Consider the following 20,582-nt stretch of genomic DNA (forward strand, 5'->3'; position numbering starts at 1 on the left):
GCAGGCACAACGCAACAGGGGCAACATCGGCACTCGGGGGCGCACGCGGCGGCTAGTGAAGCGGGGCATCGTCATCATCGATCAGTACTCGTTGAGCACCGTTCCCACCAGATGCACACGCGCGTCGGTCAACAGGTCGACCAGATCGCGCATCTTCTTGTAGTGGCTATGGTTCTTGTGCGCCACCATCACGGCGGCGCCGGCGCGGCTGGCGACCACCTGGGCGTCGGCGTACTCGGCGCCGGCCGGCGTGTCGATCAGGATCACGTCGTAATCGGCGCCCAGTTCGCGCAGCAGGCGGCCGAAGGCCGGTGAGCCCAGCAGTTCGGACGGGTTCGGCGGCAGCGCGCCGGCGGTCAACACCGACAGGTCGACCAGCGCCGGCACGCGCTGGATCGCCTCGTGCCCGCTGCGGCCAGCCAGCACGGCCGACAGGCCGGCGCGGTTTTCCAGCCCGAACAGCGCGTGCTGACGCGGCGCGCGCAGGTCGGCATCGATCAGCAAGGTGCGCTGGTGCTGCTGCGAAAACACCACGGCCAGGTTGGCGGCCAGGAAGCTGCGGCCATCGCCTGATTCGGCACTGGTGATCGCCAGTGCGCGGCGCTCGTCGCCCGTTTCGAACCAGCGCCACAGCAACTGGTTGCGCAGCGCGCGCAGCGATTCGACGCGCGCGGTGAACGGCTCGTACGCGGCAACGACTTCGTCGCTGATGGCACTCTGGCCGGCCAGCAGATACGGATAATCGTACTGGCGCGACAAGGCCAGCTCGATGTCGGCAGCGGTCAACAGACCCATTTCGACAGCGGCGTCGCCAAAGCGCAGATTGCGTTCGATCGAGGCACGCATCACCTTGTCGGCGTCGGCCACCGACAGGCGCCCGTTGCGGATCAGGATGGCGCCGATCGAGTCGTGCGACTGGTGACTGGCGGCGCGCTCGCCACGTGCGGATTGGCCCGTCACTGCGACGGCTGGGGTAGTGGAATTCATCGTGGACGCTCCATGCTGATCATTATGCTGATGCGCCATTACGTTGGCAGCGTCATGTTGCCCGTGCCCTTGGCGCCAGGCGGCTTCGAAAACGGCTTTTTGCCCTTGGACGACACGCGGGGCTGCTGAATCACGCCCAGCATCGGCAGACCGAATGCGTCAACCAGATGCGAGGCCGAACGGATCCGCTGGTCCAGCAATTCGAGCACCAGCACCGCGCCCAGACCCAGAATCGTCCCGGCAATGATGGCCAGCACGATGTTGAGCGAGACGCGCGGACCGGATGGCTGCAGCGGTGGCGTAGCCGCGCTCAGCACGGCGATGTCGGCCTGCTTGGATTCGCCTTCCAGACTAATCGTGTTCAGGCGCTGGCTGGCCGACTCGTAGGCGCGGCGGGCGTTTTCTGCTTCGTTGGTCAGCAGGTTGAATTCGTCACGGGCGCCGTTCAGCGACTGCACGCGGTCCTTTTGCGCTGCCACGGCTGCGCGCAGCTCGCCTTCGCGGCGCTCGCTGATGTCGGCCGAAGCCACCACGCTGCTGGACGAATTGCGCTTCTGCTGTTCCAGGTTCGAGCGCAGCTTGGCCACTTCGGACGCGGCCGCCATGTACTGGGGATGGTTGGACGCCAGGCGCTGCGAAATGTCGGCAAACCTGGCTTCGGCCAGCGACAGGCTCGTCTGCAGGTTCTGCACGACCGGGTTGTTCATCACGTCGGGCGAGCTGCTGCTGTTGCCCTGAGCCTGGCTGCGGCGCGAGGCGGCGTCCATGCTCTGGCTCTGCACGACCACCAGCTGGCTCGACAACTCGTTCAGGCGCGCGGTCTCGACGTCCAGGCGGTTGTCCGCACTGTAGATGTTGTTGTCCTTCTGGTACTTCGACAGGCGCGATTGCGCCAGCTCGTAGCGGTTGCGCAGCGTCTTGATCTGATCCGTGATGTAAGTGCTGGCGCGCTGTACCGGATCGGTCTTGAGCTGGACGCTGACGTCCAGATAGGCATTGGCGAACGCATTGGCCGCCTTCGACACGAACTGCGGGTCGGTGCCGCGGAAATTAATCGTCAGCACGCTGCTTTCGCGTGCCGGCACCACGTCCACATTGCCGCGCAGCGAATCGGCCAGCCACTCGCGCAGCGTGCCGCCATTGCCGCCGGTGGCATTCTGGAAGCGCGCCTGCGCGTCCGGCGCATTGGCCAGCCCCAGATCGTCGACGACCTTCAGCGCCACGCTCTTGCTCTTGATGATATCGACCTGGGTCGCAATGTAGCCGGGCATCAGCTGCGCGGGTGCGCTCAGGCCGGTGACCGGATCGACGCCCTTGTAATTGACGACCATCGCCACGGTGGCTTCATACTTCTTGGGCTGCATCATGCTGAAGACGACGGCGGCGAGCACGGTCACGCCGAGCGCGAGCAGCACGATCTTGTAGCGCGCGCGCAGGGCGAGTAACAACAGGCTTGGGTTCATGGTTGGCTTTCTATAAGGTGCAATGGCGCGCGCACGTGCGCCGCTTTCTGGTCTGGGCAACGGCGCATGGTCAGAACAGGCTTTCCTTGACGTACACGACGTCGTCGGGCTGGAGCAGATCGTCGCCCTTGACACTGATGATCTGCATCTTGCCGCTTGCGTCGCGGCGCTTGACGCGCAGGCCGCGCTCGGTACCGCGCGCCGTCAGGCCGCCACCGGCCGACAGGCCCTGCAGCACCGTCATCTGACGCTCGAGACGCAGCATGCCCGGCCGCTGCACTTCGCCGTAGATGTAGAAACGGGGCGCGCGCTCGACGAAGATGACGTCGCCACCCTGCAGATCGAAGTTGCCCGCCATGTCGGCAGTACGCATCACCTCGGCCGTATCCAGCGCGTCCTTCATGACCTTGCCGTTACGGGTACGCACGACCGTGACGATGTCGCCACCGTTGGTGTCGATGCCGCCGGCCAGCGCCAGCATGTCCAGCACGCTGCGGCGACCGTCGATCGCATAGCGCCCTGCCTTCTTGACCTGGCCCAGCACCGACACCTGCTGACTCGTCAGCGCCGTGATCAACAGGTTCACCTGCGGCTTTTTCACGAAATTGCCGCGCTCGAGCATGCTGGCAATCTTCGCTTCTGCCGCAGCGCTCGACAAACCGGCGACAGCGACCTGGCCGACCAGCGGCATGGTGATGAAGCCAGATTCACTGACGCGCGTTTCCACGGCCAGATCGGGGTTGCCGAACACGGAGATCTTGACGACGTCCCCGCCGCCGAGCACCAGCTCTTCGGCGTGCGCACTCCCCATGCTCCATGCCAGCAAGACGGCGAAGATACCAAGCAAGATTTGTTTCATGTTAAGTTCATTCCATTCACAAAGTGTCAATAGTGCGCATCAGATCGATCATTGGCGCCGGCGATGGCTGAACGTCGATACAGCCCGCTGTTCGCCAGTTCGTTACAGTTCTACGCCATCAGTCAGTTAAATTGCAGCGTGGCGTTGATGGATCCGCCATTTGCCTTGTAGCTATTCGTTCCTGCGGCGAGGCTTCCCGAGCGCTGCTCCTGGAATGCCCGCGCCTTGATGGTGATATTGCGCAGCGGCTTGTACACGAGTCCCACCGACCGTGTATCGCGGCTATCGCTGGCCAGATCGGCAGCGACAACTGGCTGGGCTGCCCCACCGAACGGCTTGAATTCACGCTGTTCGTGCCGCACATCCACCTCGGCCAGGATTTTTGCCGAAACTTCCCAGGTCACCTGGGCGCTGGCGCCATTGGCCAATGCACTGCCGATCAGCGCGCCGTCGATGGCGGCAAATTCGCGCCAGGCCTGGCCGGTGACCTTCACCTTCCCTGCCGGCATGTAGTTGACGATCAGCCGTGCATTGGTGCCGCTGTCGTCGCGCGTCGACTGGCCCATCTGCTTGCGTTGTACCCAGCCGCCAAGAAACAGCACTTGCGTGCTCCCCGTTGCCAGCCATAAAACGTTGAGCTTCGCTTCGTCCTGGTCATAGCCGTTGAGCACGGTGCTCGTGTTGCCGACTGTGAGCCAGTTCGGGTACTTGCCTTCCAGCCGGCGCAGCTGGAAACCGGCCGTGCTGCCGCTGCGCGCCAGGTAGTCGAAGCCCGCCACCCACGAATCCTCGGTGCGATCGCTGGCGCGCTGCGACGCCAGCTCGTAGGCGTATTCTTCTTTCGACACTTCGCCGCGCAGTTGCCAGCTGGGGTGAAACCGCCACCGGCCGTCTGCATACTGCTTTTTGCTTACCCGCAGGTTGCGCTGGACCACGTCGAAATCGGCGAACGAGGCCAGTTCCTGGCGGTAGTAGCCGCCGATGTGCCCGTCAAAACGCGACGCGACAAACCAGTGCCAGTCCCCGCGAATGTCCTTGCGCAGATAATCCAGCTGGCTGTTGCGGTCAAATTTCACCGACGAAAAGTCGGCAAACGCGGTGATGATCTGACGACTGACTGGACGCTCAAAGCGCACACCGCCACCTGCACTGCGATAGGTATCGCCGCGCGCGGCCGAACGGGTTGCTTCGTCGCTTGATGAGCGGAACAAGTTGTCGTCATGTTCAACGCCAGCACTGACAAACGGCTGCAGCGTGCCGGCCAGCGCGGTCGTGCCGGAGGAGGAACCAGCGAGCACGACGCAAGCTGCCGCCGTCAACCTCAGGCAAAGACGACTGGCCGGCAGCCGGCTTGCCGACCGCGCAGCGCTGGAGCCATCACGACGTTCGCTGGTTCGCAGTAAGTACAAGAAGAATCCCATCCCAAATAATATTTTTTCACGCTTCTTCCCGCTTGCTTGCAACACATGCACGCCATACACTTTTTCATCAGCGCAATAAAGACTGCATGGACCCAGCGGGCAAACATGTCTTTTAATCAGGATAAGTTGCAATTCTACTACATGACCTCAGAAACACGCGTTCGATACGCGTGCTCCAACCAGCGCACCCTGTAACGACCAGGCAGCGCACTGCTGGGGTGTCAATATGCCGTCTTGTGGAACCAGACCGAAAATGCTGTCATGACGAGAATCTTCAAATCCAGCGTCAGTGACCAGTGCTCGATGTAGTGCAGGTCATGCTCCACGCGGCGCTGCATCTTGTCCAGCGTGTCTGTCTCGCCCCGGAATCCGTTCACTTGCGCCCAGCCGGTAATGCCCGGTTTGACGTTGTGGCGAGCGTAGTATTCTGAAATGATGGCACCGAATTCGAGGTTGTGCTTGATCGCATGCGGCCGCGGGCCGACGATCGACATGTGACCAAAGAATACATTGAAGAGCTGCGGTAACTCGTCCAGACTGCTGCGGCGCAGGAAGCCACCAACACGCGTGACCCGGCTGTCAAAGCGCGTCGCCTGTTTTACGTCCGCGCTGGCACAATCGTCGAACTTCATCGAACGGAACTTCCAGACTTCGAATTCATGGTTATTGAAACCATGGCGCCGTTGCTTGAAGATCACCGGGCCCGGGCTGTCGAGCTTGACCGCAAGCGCAATGATTGCCAGCACCGGACTGACCAGGGCAAGCAGGATGCTGGAAATCACGAGATCTTCCGCACGCTTGAGACGCCCCATCTGCTCGCCGATCCGGCTGTTGGCGATCGTCAGAACGGGAACACCCGCAAGACGCTCCATATTAATGGACGGGAATTGCCAGACCACGTTGTTGGGGACCAGATCGATCCTGACCGGCACGGTGCGCAGCTTTTTGAGCAAGGCCTCGACCCGCTCCGTTGCGAGCCAAGGTAGCGCTACCACGACACGGTCGACAGGGTTCGTGCGGATATAGTCGAGCATCGTGCACGTCGAACCCAGCATGTGGGGACGCAGGCTCGACGGAATGCCACGCTCGACGCGGTCGTCGAACACACCCAACACCCGGATATTCGCGTGGCCGCTGCGCCTGATCGCATTGACGATCAGCTCGGCGCGCTCATTGGCGCCGACGATGATGATCGACTCGTCGAGCAGGTTTGCCATGCGTGCGCGGTAAATGAGCCGCGTGAGGATCAGGCGATTGGCCAGCAACAGCACAAACCAGGCGCAGGCACTGGTTGCCACCCAGACGCGTGAATACTCCGACAAGGTGCCGGACAGGTAGCCCACAATCATGATCAGCGAAAGACCGCTGAAGAAGCCCAGACCCAGCTTGCCCAGCAGAGAATTGAGCGACAGGATCTCGCGCTCGCGGTAGGCCTGAGCGCAGTGCAGCGACACGATGATGACGAGCGTGCTCAAATAGATGAAAAGATGGCCGGCCGTCGTCAGTTTGGCGTCGAGGCCGAAGCGCACGAAGAATCCGCCGAAGCCGGCCAGCAGCAGGACGACGACATCGGAGACTTTGAGGAGATTGATGAAGAACGGCAGCCAGTATCTGGCCGATGACTGCGCACTGCTCTTCTTCAGCAGTGAACCGAGTTCGCCGGAGGCATCGCGCGATCGATGCTTATCGTGTTTGCCGACAGTGGCAGCAGGGTCGAAGTTATTCATCGTGACAGATCCAATCATCATGAATGGAATAAGGTGCGCAAATATTTCCGGCAGGCGCACCGTGTTGCGAGCACCACCGCAAACGCTTGCGACCACGACAAAGGCCAAATGGCCATTTTGCGCAGCCAGCCCCGCTGCTGCCGGAAACCGCTTCCACGCATGCCATGAAAGCTGGATTTGCCCGCCCTATCCAATTGTTGCTGCAGCGTCGCGCAACGCGTACTACTCAAAAAGAAAAAAATGAAACCGACTTCATCAAAGAATATGGCAACAAAAACTTTGCATCATTTGATGCACATCAATAACATAACTAGACTATATGCTAATTCAGCTTCAAAGTCATTAGTTTTTGACGCGACGCAGCAAAATATATAAATGACAACTAGCAACGGAATTTACCTTTTTGCAAGCCGCCCTCTTTCGCACATTGCCCCGGAATGACACGGGGTGACGGCAGCACGTGCGTCTGCATTCCACGCCGCCTCACGGTCAGGAAATGCGCATGAAGCGCGCATTCGCCGGTAACCCCAACCCGGCGACGACCTTACCGCGACAAACGGGTACGGTACATACTGCTTACTTTTTATTACTGTTCCCCGATCGCCGTGCTGCTCCCGCGATGTGCGTCCACTGACACCATGGAGCGAACCATGGGTCGAATGCATTGCAGCGTACTCTTATGTTGTCAGTACGGCGCACACCTTGCAGTTTGGTGCGTTGAGCGTCGATAAACCGTCTGAATGTTGGTATCATGCAAGGTCTCGATTCCCCAGACATCACAGGAACCTCCGATGCCAGCTCCCTACGCCGCGACCGTCACGCGCCCCCTGCCATGACTGCGCAGCTGACCCTGGTGGTAGCCATTGACCGTGACAACGGAATTGGCGTTGACAACCGCATGCCATGGCATCTGCCCCACGACCTGGCGCACTTCAAGCGCGTCACGCTCGGCAAGCCGGTGATCATGGGCCGCAAGACCTTCGACTCGATCGGCCGCCCGCTGCCGGGCAGGCGCAATATTGTCATTACCCGCAACGCCGACTGGGCGCATGACGGCGCCGCACGCGCCACTTCGCTGGACGCCGCCATCGCGTTGCTGGACGGCGCGCCGGCCAGCATCATCGGTGGCGCGCAGATCTTCAATGCCGCGATCGACCTGGCCGACGCCATGATCGTCACGCATATCGATCACCGCTTCACCTGCGACACGTTCTTTCCGCCGATCGACCCTGCCGTGTGGACCGAAACCGCGCGCGACACGCACCATCAGCCGCAGCGTGACGACCAGCCCGGATTCGACTACGCCTACGTCACTTACCAGCGCAGCGCCGGCAAGGGCGCATCATGAGCAGGCCGCTCCGGCCCCCTGGTTCACGCGGCGGCGACGGCTTTGCAAGCCGCGTCGCCGTCCTGATCGCCGTGCTGGCCACGATCGGCACGCTGTTTGCCTTTCTTGGCACCTCGTCGCACAACGACGCGAGCCTGTTCAAGACGACGGCAGCGATGGAAAAGACCAGCGCGGCCAACGCCTGGGCCCATTACCAGGCCAAGTCCAGCCGCCAGAACCTGGCCGAACTGGCCGCCACGCTGCCCGGCGTCGATGCCGGCCGCTACACCCAGGAGGTGGAGCGCTATCGCGTCGAGAAAGACATCATCCGCAAGGAAGCCGAGCGCTGGGAAGCCTCATCGCGCGACTGGAACCGGCGCTCCGAAGAAGCGCTGCACCGCCAGCGCCAGTGGGCCGCCGCGTCAGTCGCGCAGCAGATCGCGATTTCACTGGCTGCGGTCACACTGCTGGCGCGCCGCACGTGGCTGCTGACGCTGACCGGCGCCGTTGCCACCTTCGGCATCACGCTGGGGCTGTTCGCGTTTTTGGAAGGCAACACGACGGCATTGTCGCCAGTGCCGCTAGGCGCGGCGCTGGCTGCCGCGCTGCTGACCGAGGGGGTCCGGCGCGCCGGGCGTCACCTGGACAGCTAGGGTGCGACACTGAACTGCACGAGTGGTTAATGTAGCAAACAAGCTGGCACACAGGCCGGCAAAAAAACCTGCACCGGAGCCCGCAATTTCTGCGAAAATCCGCTACTCATTTTCTACGGTGCCGTGCGCGGCGGCCTTCTGCCACTTCGGAATGATCCGGGCTGGCGCGGCTGCTCCCCACGGCGCTTCGCTTTGGAGCTGTCCATGAAATTTCGTTTCCCCATCGTCATCATCGACGAGGACTTCCGCTCGGAGAACACCTCCGGCCTTGGCATTCGCGCCCTCGCGGCGGCGATGGAACAAGAAGGCATGGAGGTCGTTGGCGTGACCAGCTATGGCGACCTGTCCCAGTTCGCCCAGCAGCAGTCGCGCGCATCGGCATTCGTGCTGTCGATCGATGACGAGGAATTCGGCAGCGGCTCGCTGGAAGACACCGACTCGGCGCTGGTCGGCCTGCGCGCCTTCGTCAAGGAAATCCGCCACAAGAACGCGGACATCCCGATCTACATCTATGGCGAAACCCGCACCAGCCGCCACATCCCGAACGATGTGCTCAAAGAGCTGCACGGCTTCATCCACATGTTCGAAGACACGCCCGAATTCGTCGCGCGTCACATCATCCGCGAAGCCAAAGCGTATCTGGACAGCCTGGCGCCGCCATTCTTCCGCGCGCTGGTGAACTACGCCTACGACGGTTCATACTCGTGGCACTGCCCTGGCCACTCGGGCGGCGTCGCCTTTTTGAAGTCGCCGATCGGCCAGATGTTCCACCAGTTCTTCGGTGAAAACATGCTGCGCGCCGACGTCTGCAACGCGGTCGAAGAACTCGGCCAGCTGCTGGACCACACGGGCCCGATCGCCAAATCCGAACGCAACGCTGCGCGCATCTATGGCGCCGACCATTGCTACTTCGTGACCAACGGCACCTCGACCTCGAACAAGATGGTCTGGCACTCGACCGTCGCGCCGGGCGACATCGTCGTCGTCGACCGCAACTGCCACAAGTCGATCCTGCACTCGATCATCATGTGCGGCGCGATTCCCGTGTTCCTGATGCCGACCCGGAACAACCTGGGCATTATCGGCCCAATTCCGCTGTCCGAATTCACGCCCGAATCGATCGCACGCAAGATCGAAGCCAATCCGTTCGCCCGCGAAGCCGTCAACAAGAAGCCGCGCATCCTGACCATCACCCAGTCGACCTACGACGGCGTGGTCTACAACGTCGAGACGCTGCGCGAAATGCTGGACGGTAAAATCGACACGCTGCACTTCGATGAAGCGTGGCTGCCGCACGCGACGTTCCACGACTTCTACAAGAATATGCACGCGATCGGCCAGAACCGCCCGCGCGCGAAAGAGTCGATGATCTTCTCGACGCAGTCGACACACAAGCTGCTGGCTGGCCTGTCGCAGGCCTCGCAAGTGCTGGTGCGCGAATCGCAGTCGGTCAAGCTCGACCAGGATGCCTTCAACGAAGCCTACCTGATGCACACGTCGACCTCGCCGCAGTACTCGATCATCGCTTCGTGCGACGTCGCTGCCGCGATGATGGAAGCGCCAGGCGGCACCGCGCTGGTCGAAGAGTCGATCCTGGAAGCGCTGGACTTCCGCCGCGCGATGAAGAAGGTCGATCAGGACTTCGGCACCGACTGGTGGTTCCAGGTCTGGGGCCCGGACAAATTCTCGGAAGAAGGCATCGGCACGCAGGACGACTGGATGATCCGCGCCGAAGAATCGTGGCATGGATTCGGCGACCTCGCCCCGGGCTTCAATATGCTCGACCCGATCAAGGCGACCATCGTGACGCCAGGCCTGAACCTGTCGGGTCAGTTCGGCGAAACCGGTATTCCGGCCTCGATCGTCACCAAGTACCTGGCCGAACACGGCGTCATCATCGAGAAGTGCGGGCTGTACTCGTTCTTCATCATGTTTACGATCGGGATCACCAAGGGCCGCTGGAACACGCTGGTCACGGCGCTGCAGCAGTTCAAGGACGATTACGACCGCAACGCGCAGATGTGGCGCGCAATGCCGCAGTTCGCCGCGGCCAATCCGCGCTACGAAATGCACGGCCTGCGCGACCTGTGCACCGAGATCCACACGTTCTACAAGTCGCACGACGTGGCGCGCCTGACGACCGAGATGTACCTGTCGGACATGATCCCGGCGATGAAGCCGTCGGACGCATTCGCGCACATGGCGCACCGCAAGATCGAGCGCGTGGCGATCGACGAACTCGAAGGCCGCATCACCGCGATCCTGCTCACGCCCTACCCACCGGGCATCCCGCTCCTGATCCCGGGCGAGCGCTTCAACCGCACGATCGTCGATTACCTGCGCTTTGCACGTGACTTCAACGAGCGCTTCCCGGGCTTCGAGACCGACGTGCACGGCCTGGTCAAGCGCGAAGTCGATGGCAAGCGCGGCTACTTCGTCGACTGCGTGCAGCAGGACGACTGATCCCGCAGGCTGCGCCGTCAGGCCAGCCAGCTAGTCAAGACAACGCCAGCCAACCGGCTGGCGTTGTTGCATCAAGCGTGCATGCTCAGCGCGGCGCGCACTGCGGCAAGGCGGCCCGCGTGGCCAGCAACGCACGGCTGTCGTCCACTGACGGCGTGTTGTCGGTGAATCTGCAGCCGTACTGCGGATCGGCCACGATGGACGGCGTCAGCACGTCGTCACCTTCGGGCTTGACGCCCTGCTGCTCCCACTTGACCATCGCGTCGAACGCTGACGCCTGTTCAGCAATCGTGAAGTCGCAGTGCGCGATCCCGCGGATGGCGCGCTGGACCAGCAGGTTCGACGTGCCGAGTGCATCGGCGCGGCGCTTGTAGATCTGCTCCATCTTGAACGGCACGTACAGGTCGCCCAGCGTATGGATGGTCACCACCGGCACGGTGATCCGGGCGTTGGTCTTCGGCACCCAGCGCAGGCCGTCGCGGCGCAGCCGGTTGGCGCCCGGCGTGGCAGGCACGCGGAAGATGCTCGCGTTGTAGGCGACCTCGTCGGCGCTGATGGCCGGGTCAGCATCGAGCTGGAAGAAGATGTCATTGGTCGTCACGACGTCATCGAGAAGGATGCCCTGCATCTTGCCGTCGCGCCCGAACGTGCCCCAGACCGTGGCCTGGTACGCGCTGGCATAGGCGTAGTCGAACAGCGGACGGGTGCCGCCGCTGAGGTTGGCAACGATCTGCTTCAACCGCAGGCCTTGCGCGGTCGGCACTGCCGGCGCGGTGGGGGTGCTGCCACCCGGGAAGCTCGAGAACATCTTCGCCCTCACCTGCGGGCCAATGCTCGCCCAGTCGGCCGGCGGCCAGCGCGTGGCCGGCATGCCGGCCTCCACCATGGCGGCGGTCTGGTAAGCGGCGAAATAATCGTACAGCTCCGTGTCGCCCAGCACGCCGCACATCGGCACCGCACCTTGATAGCGGATCTTGTTGACGGCCGTCTCGATGTTTTCCTCGTCCACAGCGGCTGCCGTGACATGGCCACCCATCGAATTGCCAATGATGTAGGTCTTGCTCGGTGCTGCCAGGGTGCGGCCGTTCTTGCCGGCGATGTCACGGAAGGCCAGCGCCAGCGCGTTCGTGTCTTCGACACCGGCGCGCACGTCATAGTAATTGGTGCTGTAGCTCGATGCGGCCCACGCATAGCCCTGACTGATCAGGTGGCGACGGATCGCTGGCGGCGCCACCTCCAGCGCCGGGCCCGTGCCGCCGTAGCCGTGGGCGTACATGACCAGCATGCCGTTCCAGTTCTTCGGCACTTCGATCTGGTAACCCGCCTTGTTCAGCACGCCCCACCAGCGGTCGGTCGCCGGCGCATTCGCCATTGCGGCAAATGGCAGGTTGCTTTCGATGACCGCGTAGGTGCGCCCGTCTTGCGGACGCAGGGGTTCGGGCTGGATGGCAACCGGCGGCGTGGTCGCCAGCGGCGGCGCGCCGACATCGTCGTCGTCTCCGCCACAGGCGGACAACGCCAGGACGGCGATGAGTGACGGTACTACCCGCGCCGCGATGCGGCGGGACGTGCAGGGTGCAAGCTGCGTTTTCATCAACACTGTCTCCATGATTTTAGTTTTGCACAGCGAAACCAAAAATCACTGTGTGATTTATTGTAGATCGAAACGGTGTGCGCAGGCGTGCCAGGTCGCGCGCGGTGTTACAGGCAGATGGGGGGAATGCGTCTTGGAGGTAAGGGAGCGGGGATGCAGGCCTGACAGGGCGTCAGGCCCGTGGTGTGCGGGGCAGGTCTGGCCGCCCTGCGGCGGTCACACTGCCCCGACTGAATGCAGAATGGTGGTGGTGCAGTTGCTCAGGCTTTCGGCAACGTCACGCCGACCTGGCCCTGGTACTTGCCGTCACGGTCCTTGTACGACGTTTCGCAGACTTCATCGCTTTCGAAGAACAGCACCTGCGCGCAGCCTTCGCCCGCGTAGATCTTGGCCGGCAGCGGCGTCGTGTTCGAGAACTCGAGCGTCACGTAGCCTTCCCATTCGGGTTCGAACGGCGTGACGTTGACGATGATGCCGCAGCGCGCATAGGTCGATTTGCCCAGGCAAATCGTCAGCACATTGCGCGGGATGCGGAAGTATTCGATCGTGCGTGCCAGCGCGAACGAGTTCGGCGGGATGATGCAGACGTCGCTCTTGATGTCGACGAACGAGTTCGAGTCGAAATTTTTCGGGTCTACAATCGTGCTGTTGATGTTGGTGAAGACCTTGAATTCATCGGCGCAGCGGATGTCGTAGCCGTAGGACGAGGTGCCGAACGAGATGATCCGGCGGCCATCCTGCTCGCGCACCTGCTGCGGCTCGAAGGGTTCGATCATGCCAGTGCTGTGCGCCATGCGGCGGATCCAGTTGTCGCTCTTGATAGTCATTTGTGGGTTTCCAGCAGGGAGAAAATCACGCGATTTTACGCGAAAAGGCGCTGGCCGTGAGGCCCGATGATGATTGATTTCCTACCCGTTTGCTTTGGCGCCGCCGAGCAGACGCCCCACCATCGCGTGGACCAGCTGCGCCGTCTCCGCCGGTTTTTCGAGTGGATACAGATGGCCGCCTTCGATCATGGCCAGGTGCTCGCCCACCAGCTTGCGCGTGAACGCGAGCCCTGCCTGCCGCATCTCTTCCGACTCGGTGCCGGCGATGAAGCCAACGGGCACCGGGAACGGCGCGCGGATCACGGCGCCCATGTGGTGCGGCAGCGTCTGGTAAATGGCGGATTCGACGTCGCGCCGGAAGCGCAGCGTGACACCATCGGGATGCGGCGCCAGGCCGTGCTCCATGTAGTCGTCGAGCGCGCCCGGCGCCCAGGCCTGGAAGATCGACTTGGCGTGGAAGTGGCGGTAGGCGGCGTCGCGGTCCGGCCAGTGCTCGCGCCGCTTGTACGAAAAGCGCGCCGGCGACAGCCGTGCGCCCCACCCCGCCAGCTTGGCCAGGCGCCAGACCAGCGCGCGCCACCCGGCCACCACCGGAGAATCGAGCATCACGACGCAGCGCACCAGATCGGGCCGGCGCCGCGCCGCCATCGTCGACAGCGCGCCGCCCAGCGAATGGCCAACGAGGATCGCGGGCTGGCCATAGCCCTCGAGGTGCGCGATCAGTTCGTCGGTCAGCGTGTTCCAGCCATCGCCCACCGGGTAGCGCGGATCGTGGCCGTGCATGTCCAGCGTACGCACGTCGTAGTGTTCGGCGAGCTGCGCCAGCAGGCGATTGTAGGTGCCAGCCGGGTAGCTGTTCCCGTGGGCGAAGTGCAGCAGCGGTTTGGGCATGGTCAGCGATGGTGGTCAAATTGTGCGGCCCATTGTAATGGCGTCTCCTGCCCCGGCGCCGATCTTCGGGCCGCGTTTAGAGCGTATTCACCAATTTACGCCGACTGTCAGCGTGGCGCTGTAGCCCTGGCTGGCCGTGCCCGTGACGCTCGCCATATGCAGCGCCGTCCCGTCGCTGAACACGTTGTCCGTCGCGAAGCTCACGCGCGCCAAATTGCCGATGCTGCTCGCATAGCCGCTGCTGGTGTAGGCCTCGTTGGCGATCGCCAGCGGGAACGTGAACTGCGATGTCTTGACGCGGTTCGCGGCGCTCGTCGCCCTGGCCAGCGACGGATACACCTCGAAATGCACGTGCGGCATGCGCCCGTCATAGCAGCCCGGGAAGATGGTAGTGAACGTGACGTAGCCTTCGCTGTCGGCTTCCTGCACGCCGCGCAGGTAGTTTTCGCCGACGATGCCGCTGCTGTACATCGAGTAACCCCCTTCGCGCGTGCAGTGCCACAGATAGACTGTGGCGCCGGCGGCGGCCGCGCAACCCTGCGCCACGTGCTCGATCTTCAGGCGGATCGTCAGCGGCACACCGGCCGCCACGCCGCTGGCGCCGGCCACGCTGCTCCGGATATCGCTGCGCACGATGCCGGACAGGACCAGCGCATTGGCCACGCCATTGGCATTGCGATTGGTGCCGTCGCCCGGATACGGACCGCCCGTTTCTTCGGGAATCACCGAACAGACAGCGCTGCCGCTGCTTGTGCTGGCCGCGCCGGTGGTCGTCGTGGAACTGGAGAGACCGAAGCCGTCATCGGCACTGACGCCGCCGCCACACCCGGCCAGCGGCAAGACCGAGCTACCCGCGCCGACAAACAGCCAGCGCAGCGACTGGCGCCGGGTGGCCGCCCGGGTCAGCAGGCGCGCGAGGTCGGCAGCCAGGCCACGGTGGTGGTCAACGTCGTGGTCGGGGCCTTGATCGGTCTCGTCGTGATGGTCCGCATCGTGGGCGGACTGGCCGTGGCGTGCTGCATTCATTTCGATGGCCCTCCCTGCGGGACGTTGTTTCGTTCGTCGTGCGCCTTGCGGCCCCTGTTCTGCAGCGCGTCGAGCTGTGCGCGCTGTTCCGAAGTCAGCACTGCCTTGAGCTGCGCACGCGTTTGCAGGCGCAGCAGTTCCTGGCCGGCGATGGCCTGACCCAGCGCCTGCGCTGCGGCGGACGCGGCGGACTGGTCAAGTGCTGGCGCCGCCGCCAACGCGCGCAACGCCTCATCGGCCTTGCGCTCGGCGATATCGAGCGCGCGGCGTCGGGGTGCTTCGCTGTGCAGAATCGTGAAGATCCGGTAGTTCTGCGCATCGCTCAAGCCCAGGTCACGCAGAAATGGCGGCGTGCCGAACGGACCCGGCTCGCCATCGGGTTCGTGCATCTGGCCGAACGGCGGGCCGCCGTGCATCGGACCATGCGGCAGTGGCATCGGCTGGGCCAGGACGGCGGGCGCCGCCAGGAGGCAGATGGAAAACGCGGTCGCGGCGCGCAGGCCGCTTAATTCGCTCGTCGGTGCAGCTGCTCGTGTCATCGAAGACCTCTCGTGTTGTCAGAGCGGGCATTGTGTGGCGGTGGCGTGTAAAGCGCGTCTAAGCCAGGTAAATCCGCGTAAAGCACCGCAGACGACGCCGACCTGCTGCGCTATCCTGTCGCCATGAACCACGTTTTGCTCATCGACGACGACGTCGAACTGGTCGGCATGTTTGCCGAATACCTCGAACAGGAAGGCTTTTCCGTCACCTGCATGCACAATGGCGAGGACGGGGCGCGCGCCGCGCTGACCGGCGGCTATGCCATCGCGGTCCTGGATGTCATGATGCCTGGCGCGGGCGGCATCGAAGCGCTGCGCCAGATCCGCGCCGGCAGCCGCATGCCGGTGCTGATGCTCACGGCGCGCGGTGACGACGCCGACCGCATCCTCGGCCTTGAACTGGGTGCAGACGATTACGTGGCCAAGCCCTGCACGCCGCGCGAACTGACGGCGCGCGTGCGCGCCATCCTGCGCCGCACCCAGGCCGTGCCCGAAAGCGGCCCGGGGGGCGTGCTCAGCGTCGGCAAGCTGACGATGCTGCCCGAACAGCGCCGCGCCACTTGGGACGGCCAGCATCTTGACCTGACCAGTACCGAATTCAATCTGCTCGAAGTCCTGGCCCGCAATGCCGGCCGCCCGGTCAGCAAGAATGATTTGTCCGAACAGGGCCTGGGCCGGCCACTGGCGCGGTTCGATCGCAATATCGACGTCCACCTGAGCAGCCTGCGGCACAAGCTGGGGCCATTGGCCGACGGCCGCTCGTGCCTGCAGACGATTTACCGCCAGGGCTACCAGTTGATCAAGGAGTAGCATGGGCCGGTTGTTCTGGAAGTTCTTCCTGTGCATCCTGCTGGCGCAGGTGGCCGCGACCATCGGCGTGGGTGGCGTGTTCTGGCTGCGCGACCAGGCGCGCCAGCGCGCCACGCCCGCACTCGACAGCGGCCCGCCGGCAGCGATCGCGCTGGACGCGGCCGCCGCCACGCTGCGCCACGGCGGCTTGCCTGCCCTGCGCAGCCTGCTGCCCGACATGCGGCGCCCCCAACTGTTCGTGCTCGACGCAGCGCGCCACGAACTGCTGGGCCGCGCGGTGCCGGCCGAACTGATGCATGCAGTCGAACGCGAGCTGCGCGACGGCGCCCAGGGTGGCGACAGCGCCGTGTGGCGTGGCGCGCGGCGCCTGGTCGGTCCGGACGGCGAGCAGTACATCGCGTTCGTGTCGCGCGACTTTGGGCGCCAGATCGGCCGTGTCGGTCGTGAAGCCGGCCGCCAGGACGGGCTGCGCGACGGCGCCGGCCCGGATACGCTGACGCCGGGCCTTGGCCCCGGCCCCGGCCCGCGCCGCCGTATCGGCCAGAGCGTCGTGATCGGCGCCACCGTGCTGGCCAGCCTGCTGTTCGCGGCGCTGCTGGCCTGGTATTTCTCGCGCCCCATCCGCGCGCTGCGCAGCGCCTTCGAGGCCGCCGCCGCCGGCGACCTGGCGCCGCGCTTCGGTCCCGGCGCCAAAGGCGGCGACGAACTGGTCGACCTTGGCCGCGACTTCGACCGCATGAGCGCACGCCTGCGCGCGCTGATGGATGGCCAGCGCCGCCTGCTGCACGACGTCTCGCACGAACTGCGCTCGCCGCTTGCGCGCATGCAGGCGGCGCTGGGTCTGGCGCACCAGCAGCCGGACAAGATCGGCATCACGCTCGAACGCATCGAGCGCGAAAGCAACCGCATGGACAAGCTGATCGGCGAACTCTTGACGTTGTCGCGCCTGGAAGCGTCGCCCGACGTGCTGCGGCGCGAGCCGGTGGATCTGGTGGAGCTGGTCGACGGGCTTGTCGCCGATGCACGCTTTGAAGCCGGCCAGGCCCAGGCCGCGGACGATCACGGCGTGCCACTGCGCGTCGAGTTCGACGCCGACGACAGCGTCAACGTCAGCGGCGACCCGGACCTGCTCTGGAGCGCACTCGAGAACGTCGTGCGCAATGCGGCCAGACATGGCGCCCCGGGCGGCGTCGTGGCGGTGTCCGTGCGCGCCGTGGGTGACGTGGCACGGGTTGAGGTGTGCGACCGGGGGCCGGGCATTGCGCCCGAGGATCTTCCGGCGATTTTCCAGCCGTTCTTCCGCTCCGGCGCGTCGCGCACTGGTGTCGACGGGCACGGGCTTGGACTGGCCATTGCGCAACGTGTGGTGCAGGCGCATGACGGCGAGATCGTGGTGGCCAATCGCGATGGTGGGGGACTGCGGGTGACGATCACACTGCCTGCGACCGGACGATGAAGCCTGCGGCTCAGCGCCCGTACCAATAGCGGGCGTGGGTCGCGCGGTACGTCGTCACGTCGAGAGTGGCCCCGAACGCCAGCGTGACGGCGCCCCGTTCATCGGTGCGAATGCGCTCGATGCCCATGGCGCCGTAGCGTGCGTAGACCAGCTTTTGCGGGTGGCGATAGCGATTGCGGTGGCCTACCTGGAAGATCCCGACTGTCGGCGCAACCGCCTGCAGGAACGCTGCGCTCGACGAGGTGCCGCTGCCGTGGTGCGGTGCCAGCAGCACGTCGGCGCGCAGACGGTCGGCATCAAGGTGCAGCAGCGCAGCTTCCTGCGCCGCTTCGATGTCGCCAGCCAGCAGGAGCGCCTTGCCGCCCGCGCTGATGCGCAGCACGCAGCTGCGCGCATTGCTTTTCAGGCGCGGGTTGGCGTAACTGGCGTTATCGGGCGCGAGCATCTCGAAGCGCACGCCGTCCCAGTGCCAGGCCTGGCCGGCGCTGCAGCGGGCCGGGCGCGTGGCCTTGCCCAGCACGCGGTGGCCATCGGGCAGTGACGAGATCAACTGCCCTACCCGCACCGTCTGCAGCACTGCCTCGGCGCCGCCAACGTGATCGAGGTCGCTGTGCGAAATCACCAGCGCATCGAGCCGGCCGATGCCCCGGCCGCGCAGGTATGGCAGGATCACGCGTGTGGCGCCGCTTGCGCCGGGCGCGTACAGCGGGCCGGTGTCGTACAGCAACCGGTGGTGCTGCGTTTCGACCAGCAGCGCCATGCCCTGGCCGACATCAAAAGCCGTGATGTCGAACCGCCCTGCCGCCGGCGCGGCCGGCATGTTGGTCAGCAGCGGCGTCCACGCGGCCAGGCCCGCCCAGCGCTGCGGCCAGCCGCGCGGCGCCAGCATCCATGCGGTGCCAGCCAGGGCCAGCACGAGGATCCACGGCGTTGGCGCGGGCGCAGTCCACACGGCCAGTGCGGGCGCGGACAACCACGTCAGCGGCCACACGAGGACGACGATCCCCAGGTGCGCGCTGCCCAGCACCAGATCGGCCAGCGGCGATGGCAGTACGCTGCCAGCCAGTGCCAGCGGCGTCACGAACAGGCTGATGACGGGAATGGCCACCGCATTGGCAAGAGGGCTGACCAGCGACACCTGCCCGAACAGCAGCAGCGTAAGCGGCGCCAGGCCCAGCGTGACAGCCCACTGGGTGCGCGCCGCCACCAACAGACCGGCGCGCCAGCCACGCGTGGGCACGCCCAGGCGGCCACTGCACGCATACAGGATTGCCGCCACCGCCCCGAACGACAGCCAGAAGCCGGGCCACAGCATCGCCCAGGGATCGCGCAGCACGGCCACGCCCAGCGCCAGGCACAGCACGTGCGACATCGAGGTGATGCGCCCGCACCACAGCGCCAGCGCAACCACCGCCAGCATGTAGAAAGTACGCTGGGCCGGCACGCCGAAGCCGGCCAGCAGCACGTACAGCAGCGCCACCAGAGCGCCCGCCAGTGCTGCCGCCTTCTGGGCCGGCACGTGCAATGGCAGGTTCGCACCGGTGAAGAATGAGCGGCGCCACAGCCACGACATCGCCCATGCGGCCAGGCCCGCCAGCATCGTGATGTGCAGGCCGGAGATCGAAACGAGATGGCTGATGCCGGTCCGGTTGAACACGTCCCACGACCCCTGGTCGATGCCGCGCTGGTCACCGATCACCAGCGCGACGATCACGCCCGCATACGGCTTGACGTCCAGGACCGCCAGGATGCGGCTGCGCAGCCAGCCGCGCGCCCGCTCCACGGCATAGCCGGGGTCCGGCGTCCATGCCGCCAGGCGGGCATTGCGCGCGCCGGCCGGGCGGACGTAGCCCGTCGCGCGCACGCCCTGCTCCAGCAACCACGCCTCGTAATCGAAGCCGTGCGGGTTGGCGTTGCCGTGCGGGCGCTGCAGGCGTACGACAAGGCGCCAGCGTTCGCCCGGCTGCACGAACGCCGGATCGGCGGCGCTGACGCTGTACCAGGACAGGATGATCTTGGCCGGCACGGTAGCGCCAGGCGTGTCGACATGCGCGACGTCGAACTGGAAGCGCACGCCGCCGTCAAAGCGGTGCGGCAGGCTGGCGACGGCGCCAGTCACGGCGATCTCGCGGCCTTCGTCCGCAAGCGGCAACGCGTCGTTCAGCGCAGTGTGGGCAAGGAGCGCTGCCCAGCAGGCGCCGAGCAGGACACCGGCAATCACCATGCGGGGCAACCCGCGCAGGATCACGCAAACGACGATGGCCGTGGCCACGCAGCCTGCGAGGCTGGTTGGTTCCGGCAATGCGGGCCTGGTCTGGAGCCAGGCAGCGCCTGCGGTGAAGGCAAGAATGGCGCTGCGCATGGGTTGGCGGACGAGCGACGGTCAGGTGGCCGGGCGGCTGACGCCCAATTTGTGCAAGATAGGCATTGCAGCGACGACGAACCTATCCGTTGCCGCTGCGGTCGGGCGGACCATCCAGTCTTTCTGGCGCGTCACCGCTCCGTCCATGACATCTCCTTCGTGTTTTCGCATCAAGCG

The 20,582-nt window shown here is 64.7% G+C and carries 17 protein-coding genes; 6 read left to right on the forward strand and 11 right to left on the reverse strand.

Annotated elements, in window-relative coordinates; translation table 11 throughout:
• Window positions 1-81: 81 nt before the first annotated feature.
• The 5 genes from epsG to NX775_RS22215 all read right to left on the reverse strand — a co-directional run bounded on the left by epsG (window position 82) and on the right by NX775_RS22215 (window position 6,457).
• Entirely contained in the window at window positions 82-987 is a 906-nt protein-coding gene (gene epsG / locus NX775_RS22195; protein WP_258837953.1) for a chain length determinant protein tyrosine kinase EpsG, read from the reverse strand.
• A gap of 38 nt (window positions 988-1,025) precedes the next feature.
• Window positions 1,026-2,450, reverse strand: a complete 1,425-nt coding sequence (epsF, locus tag NX775_RS22200) for a chain length determinant protein EpsF (protein WP_258837954.1) — start codon at window positions 2,448-2,450, stop codon at window positions 1,026-1,028.
• A 70-nt stretch (window positions 2,451-2,520) separates the two neighbouring features.
• Window positions 2,521-3,309 carry a polysaccharide export protein EpsE gene (gene epsE, locus NX775_RS22205; protein ID WP_258837955.1) on the reverse strand — a complete coding sequence of 263 codons (789 nt, stop codon included), beginning with the start codon at window positions 3,307-3,309 and terminating at the stop codon, window positions 2,521-2,523.
• A gap of 122 nt (window positions 3,310-3,431) precedes the next feature.
• Entirely contained in the window at window positions 3,432-4,862 is a 1,431-nt protein-coding gene (epsL, locus tag NX775_RS22210; RefSeq protein WP_258837956.1) for an XrtB/PEP-CTERM-associated polysaccharide biosynthesis outer membrane protein EpsL, read from the reverse strand.
• Window positions 4,863-4,951: 89 nt separating this feature from the next.
• The gene (locus NX775_RS22215; protein ID WP_258837957.1) at window positions 4,952-6,457 is read right to left on the reverse strand and encodes an undecaprenyl-phosphate glucose phosphotransferase; all 1,506 of its coding nucleotides are present in this window, start codon (window positions 6,455-6,457) and stop codon (window positions 4,952-4,954) included.
• Between the two features lie 86 nt (window positions 6,458-6,543).
• On the opposite strand from NX775_RS22215, the gene NX775_RS22220 reads away from it, so the two are divergent.
• The 4 genes from NX775_RS22220 to NX775_RS22235 all read left to right on the forward strand — a co-directional run bounded on the left by NX775_RS22220 (window position 6,544) and on the right by NX775_RS22235 (window position 10,900).
• Entirely contained in the window at window positions 6,544-6,762 is a 219-nt protein-coding gene (locus NX775_RS22220; RefSeq protein ID WP_258837958.1) for a hypothetical protein, read from the forward strand.
• Between the two features lie 527 nt (window positions 6,763-7,289).
• Window positions 7,290-7,805, forward strand: coding sequence for a dihydrofolate reductase (locus tag NX775_RS22225; protein WP_258837959.1), 516 nt, complete (start codon window positions 7,290-7,292; stop codon window positions 7,803-7,805).
• Window positions 7,802-8,437 (forward strand): DUF4337 domain-containing protein, encoded by a 636-nt coding sequence (locus NX775_RS22230; protein ID WP_183551939.1) that lies wholly within the window; start codon window positions 7,802-7,804, stop codon window positions 8,435-8,437. The genes NX775_RS22225 and NX775_RS22230 overlap by 4 nt, the downstream gene beginning before the upstream one ends.
• A 204-nt stretch (window positions 8,438-8,641) precedes the next feature.
• The gene (locus NX775_RS22235; RefSeq protein ID WP_183551936.1) at window positions 8,642-10,900 is read left to right on the forward strand and encodes an arginine/lysine/ornithine decarboxylase; all 2,259 of its coding nucleotides are present in this window, start codon (window positions 8,642-8,644) and stop codon (window positions 10,898-10,900) included.
• Window positions 10,901-10,985: 85 nt separating this feature from the next.
• Here NX775_RS22235 and NX775_RS22240 read toward each other — a convergent pair whose 3' ends face one another.
• The 5 genes from NX775_RS22240 to NX775_RS22260 all read right to left on the reverse strand — a co-directional run bounded on the left by NX775_RS22240 (window position 10,986) and on the right by NX775_RS22260 (window position 15,777).
• Window positions 10,986-12,494, reverse strand: a complete 1,509-nt coding sequence (locus NX775_RS22240) for an alpha/beta hydrolase family protein (RefSeq protein WP_258837960.1) — start codon at window positions 12,492-12,494, stop codon at window positions 10,986-10,988.
• Between the two features lie 260 nt (window positions 12,495-12,754).
• Window positions 12,755-13,321: a dCTP deaminase gene (dcd, locus tag NX775_RS22245; protein WP_183551915.1), complete on the reverse strand. Its 567-nt coding sequence runs from the start codon at window positions 13,319-13,321 to the stop codon at window positions 12,755-12,757.
• A gap of 81 nt (window positions 13,322-13,402) precedes the next feature.
• Window positions 13,403-14,212 (reverse strand): alpha/beta fold hydrolase, encoded by an 810-nt coding sequence (locus tag NX775_RS22250; RefSeq protein WP_258837961.1) that lies wholly within the window; start codon window positions 14,210-14,212, stop codon window positions 13,403-13,405.
• Between the two features lie 87 nt (window positions 14,213-14,299).
• Window positions 14,300-15,238, reverse strand: a complete 939-nt coding sequence (locus tag NX775_RS22255) for a dioxygenase family protein (RefSeq protein ID WP_258837962.1) — start codon at window positions 15,236-15,238, stop codon at window positions 14,300-14,302.
• Complete coding sequence (locus NX775_RS22260; RefSeq protein WP_258837963.1) at window positions 15,235-15,777, reverse strand: periplasmic heavy metal sensor; 543 nt, start codon at window positions 15,775-15,777, stop codon at window positions 15,235-15,237. Before NX775_RS22260 ends, NX775_RS22255 begins: the two co-directional genes overlap by 4 nt.
• A 123-nt stretch (window positions 15,778-15,900) precedes the next feature.
• Between NX775_RS22260 and NX775_RS22265 the strand changes: the two genes are divergently transcribed.
• Both NX775_RS22265 and NX775_RS22270 read left to right on the forward strand, forming a co-directional pair.
• The gene (locus NX775_RS22265; RefSeq protein ID WP_258837964.1) at window positions 15,901-16,587 is read left to right on the forward strand and encodes a response regulator transcription factor; all 687 of its coding nucleotides are present in this window, start codon (window positions 15,901-15,903) and stop codon (window positions 16,585-16,587) included.
• Between the two features lies 1 nt (window position 16,588).
• The gene (locus tag NX775_RS22270; RefSeq protein WP_258837965.1) at window positions 16,589-18,043 is read left to right on the forward strand and encodes a sensor histidine kinase; all 1,455 of its coding nucleotides are present in this window, start codon (window positions 16,589-16,591) and stop codon (window positions 18,041-18,043) included.
• Between the two features lie 10 nt (window positions 18,044-18,053).
• Here NX775_RS22270 and NX775_RS22275 read toward each other — a convergent pair whose 3' ends face one another.
• A complete protein-coding gene (locus NX775_RS22275) occupies window positions 18,054-20,405 on the reverse strand; it encodes a DNA internalization-related competence protein ComEC/Rec2 (protein WP_258837966.1) in 2,352 nt (783 codons plus the stop codon).
• Window positions 20,406-20,582 lie beyond the last annotated feature (177 nt).

This window comes from Massilia aurea (genome assembly GCF_024753205.1).
Lineage (GTDB): Bacteria > Pseudomonadota > Gammaproteobacteria > Burkholderiales > Burkholderiaceae_D > Telluria > Telluria aurea.

Coding starts and splice junctions, on each gene's coding strand:
- NX775_RS22250 (WP_258837961.1), bottom strand. CDS start 14,212: ATGCCCAAACCGCTGCTGCACTTCGCCCACGGGAACAGCTACCCGGCT.
- NX775_RS22265 (WP_258837964.1), top strand. CDS start 15,901: ATGAACCACGTTTTGCTCATCGACGACGACGTCGAACTGGTCGGCATG.
- NX775_RS22230 (WP_183551939.1), top strand. CDS start 7,802: ATGAGCAGGCCGCTCCGGCCCCCTGGTTCACGCGGCGGCGACGGCTTT.
- dcd (WP_183551915.1), bottom strand. CDS start 13,321: ATGACTATCAAGAGCGACAACTGGATCCGCCGCATGGCGCACAGCACT.
- NX775_RS22270 (WP_258837965.1), top strand. CDS start 16,589: ATGGGCCGGTTGTTCTGGAAGTTCTTCCTGTGCATCCTGCTGGCGCAG.
- NX775_RS22255 (WP_258837962.1), bottom strand. CDS start 15,238: ATGAATGCAGCACGCCACGGCCAGTCCGCCCACGATGCGGACCATCAC.
- epsF (WP_258837954.1), bottom strand. CDS start 2,450: ATGAACCCAAGCCTGTTGTTACTCGCCCTGCGCGCGCGCTACAAGATC.
- epsG (WP_258837953.1), bottom strand. CDS start 987: ATGAATTCCACTACCCCAGCCGTCGCAGTGACGGGCCAATCCGCACGT.
- NX775_RS22225 (WP_258837959.1), top strand. CDS start 7,290: ATGACTGCGCAGCTGACCCTGGTGGTAGCCATTGACCGTGACAACGGA.
- NX775_RS22215 (WP_258837957.1), bottom strand. CDS start 6,457: ATGAATAACTTCGACCCTGCTGCCACTGTCGGCAAACACGATAAGCAT.
- NX775_RS22240 (WP_258837960.1), bottom strand. CDS start 12,494: ATGAAAACGCAGCTTGCACCCTGCACGTCCCGCCGCATCGCGGCGCGG.
- NX775_RS22235 (WP_183551936.1), top strand. CDS start 8,642: ATGAAATTTCGTTTCCCCATCGTCATCATCGACGAGGACTTCCGCTCG.
- NX775_RS22275 (WP_258837966.1), bottom strand. CDS start 20,405: ATGCGCAGCGCCATTCTTGCCTTCACCGCAGGCGCTGCCTGGCTCCAG.
- NX775_RS22260 (WP_258837963.1), bottom strand. CDS start 15,777: ATGACACGAGCAGCTGCACCGACGAGCGAATTAAGCGGCCTGCGCGCC.
- epsE (WP_258837955.1), bottom strand. CDS start 3,309: ATGAAACAAATCTTGCTTGGTATCTTCGCCGTCTTGCTGGCATGGAGC.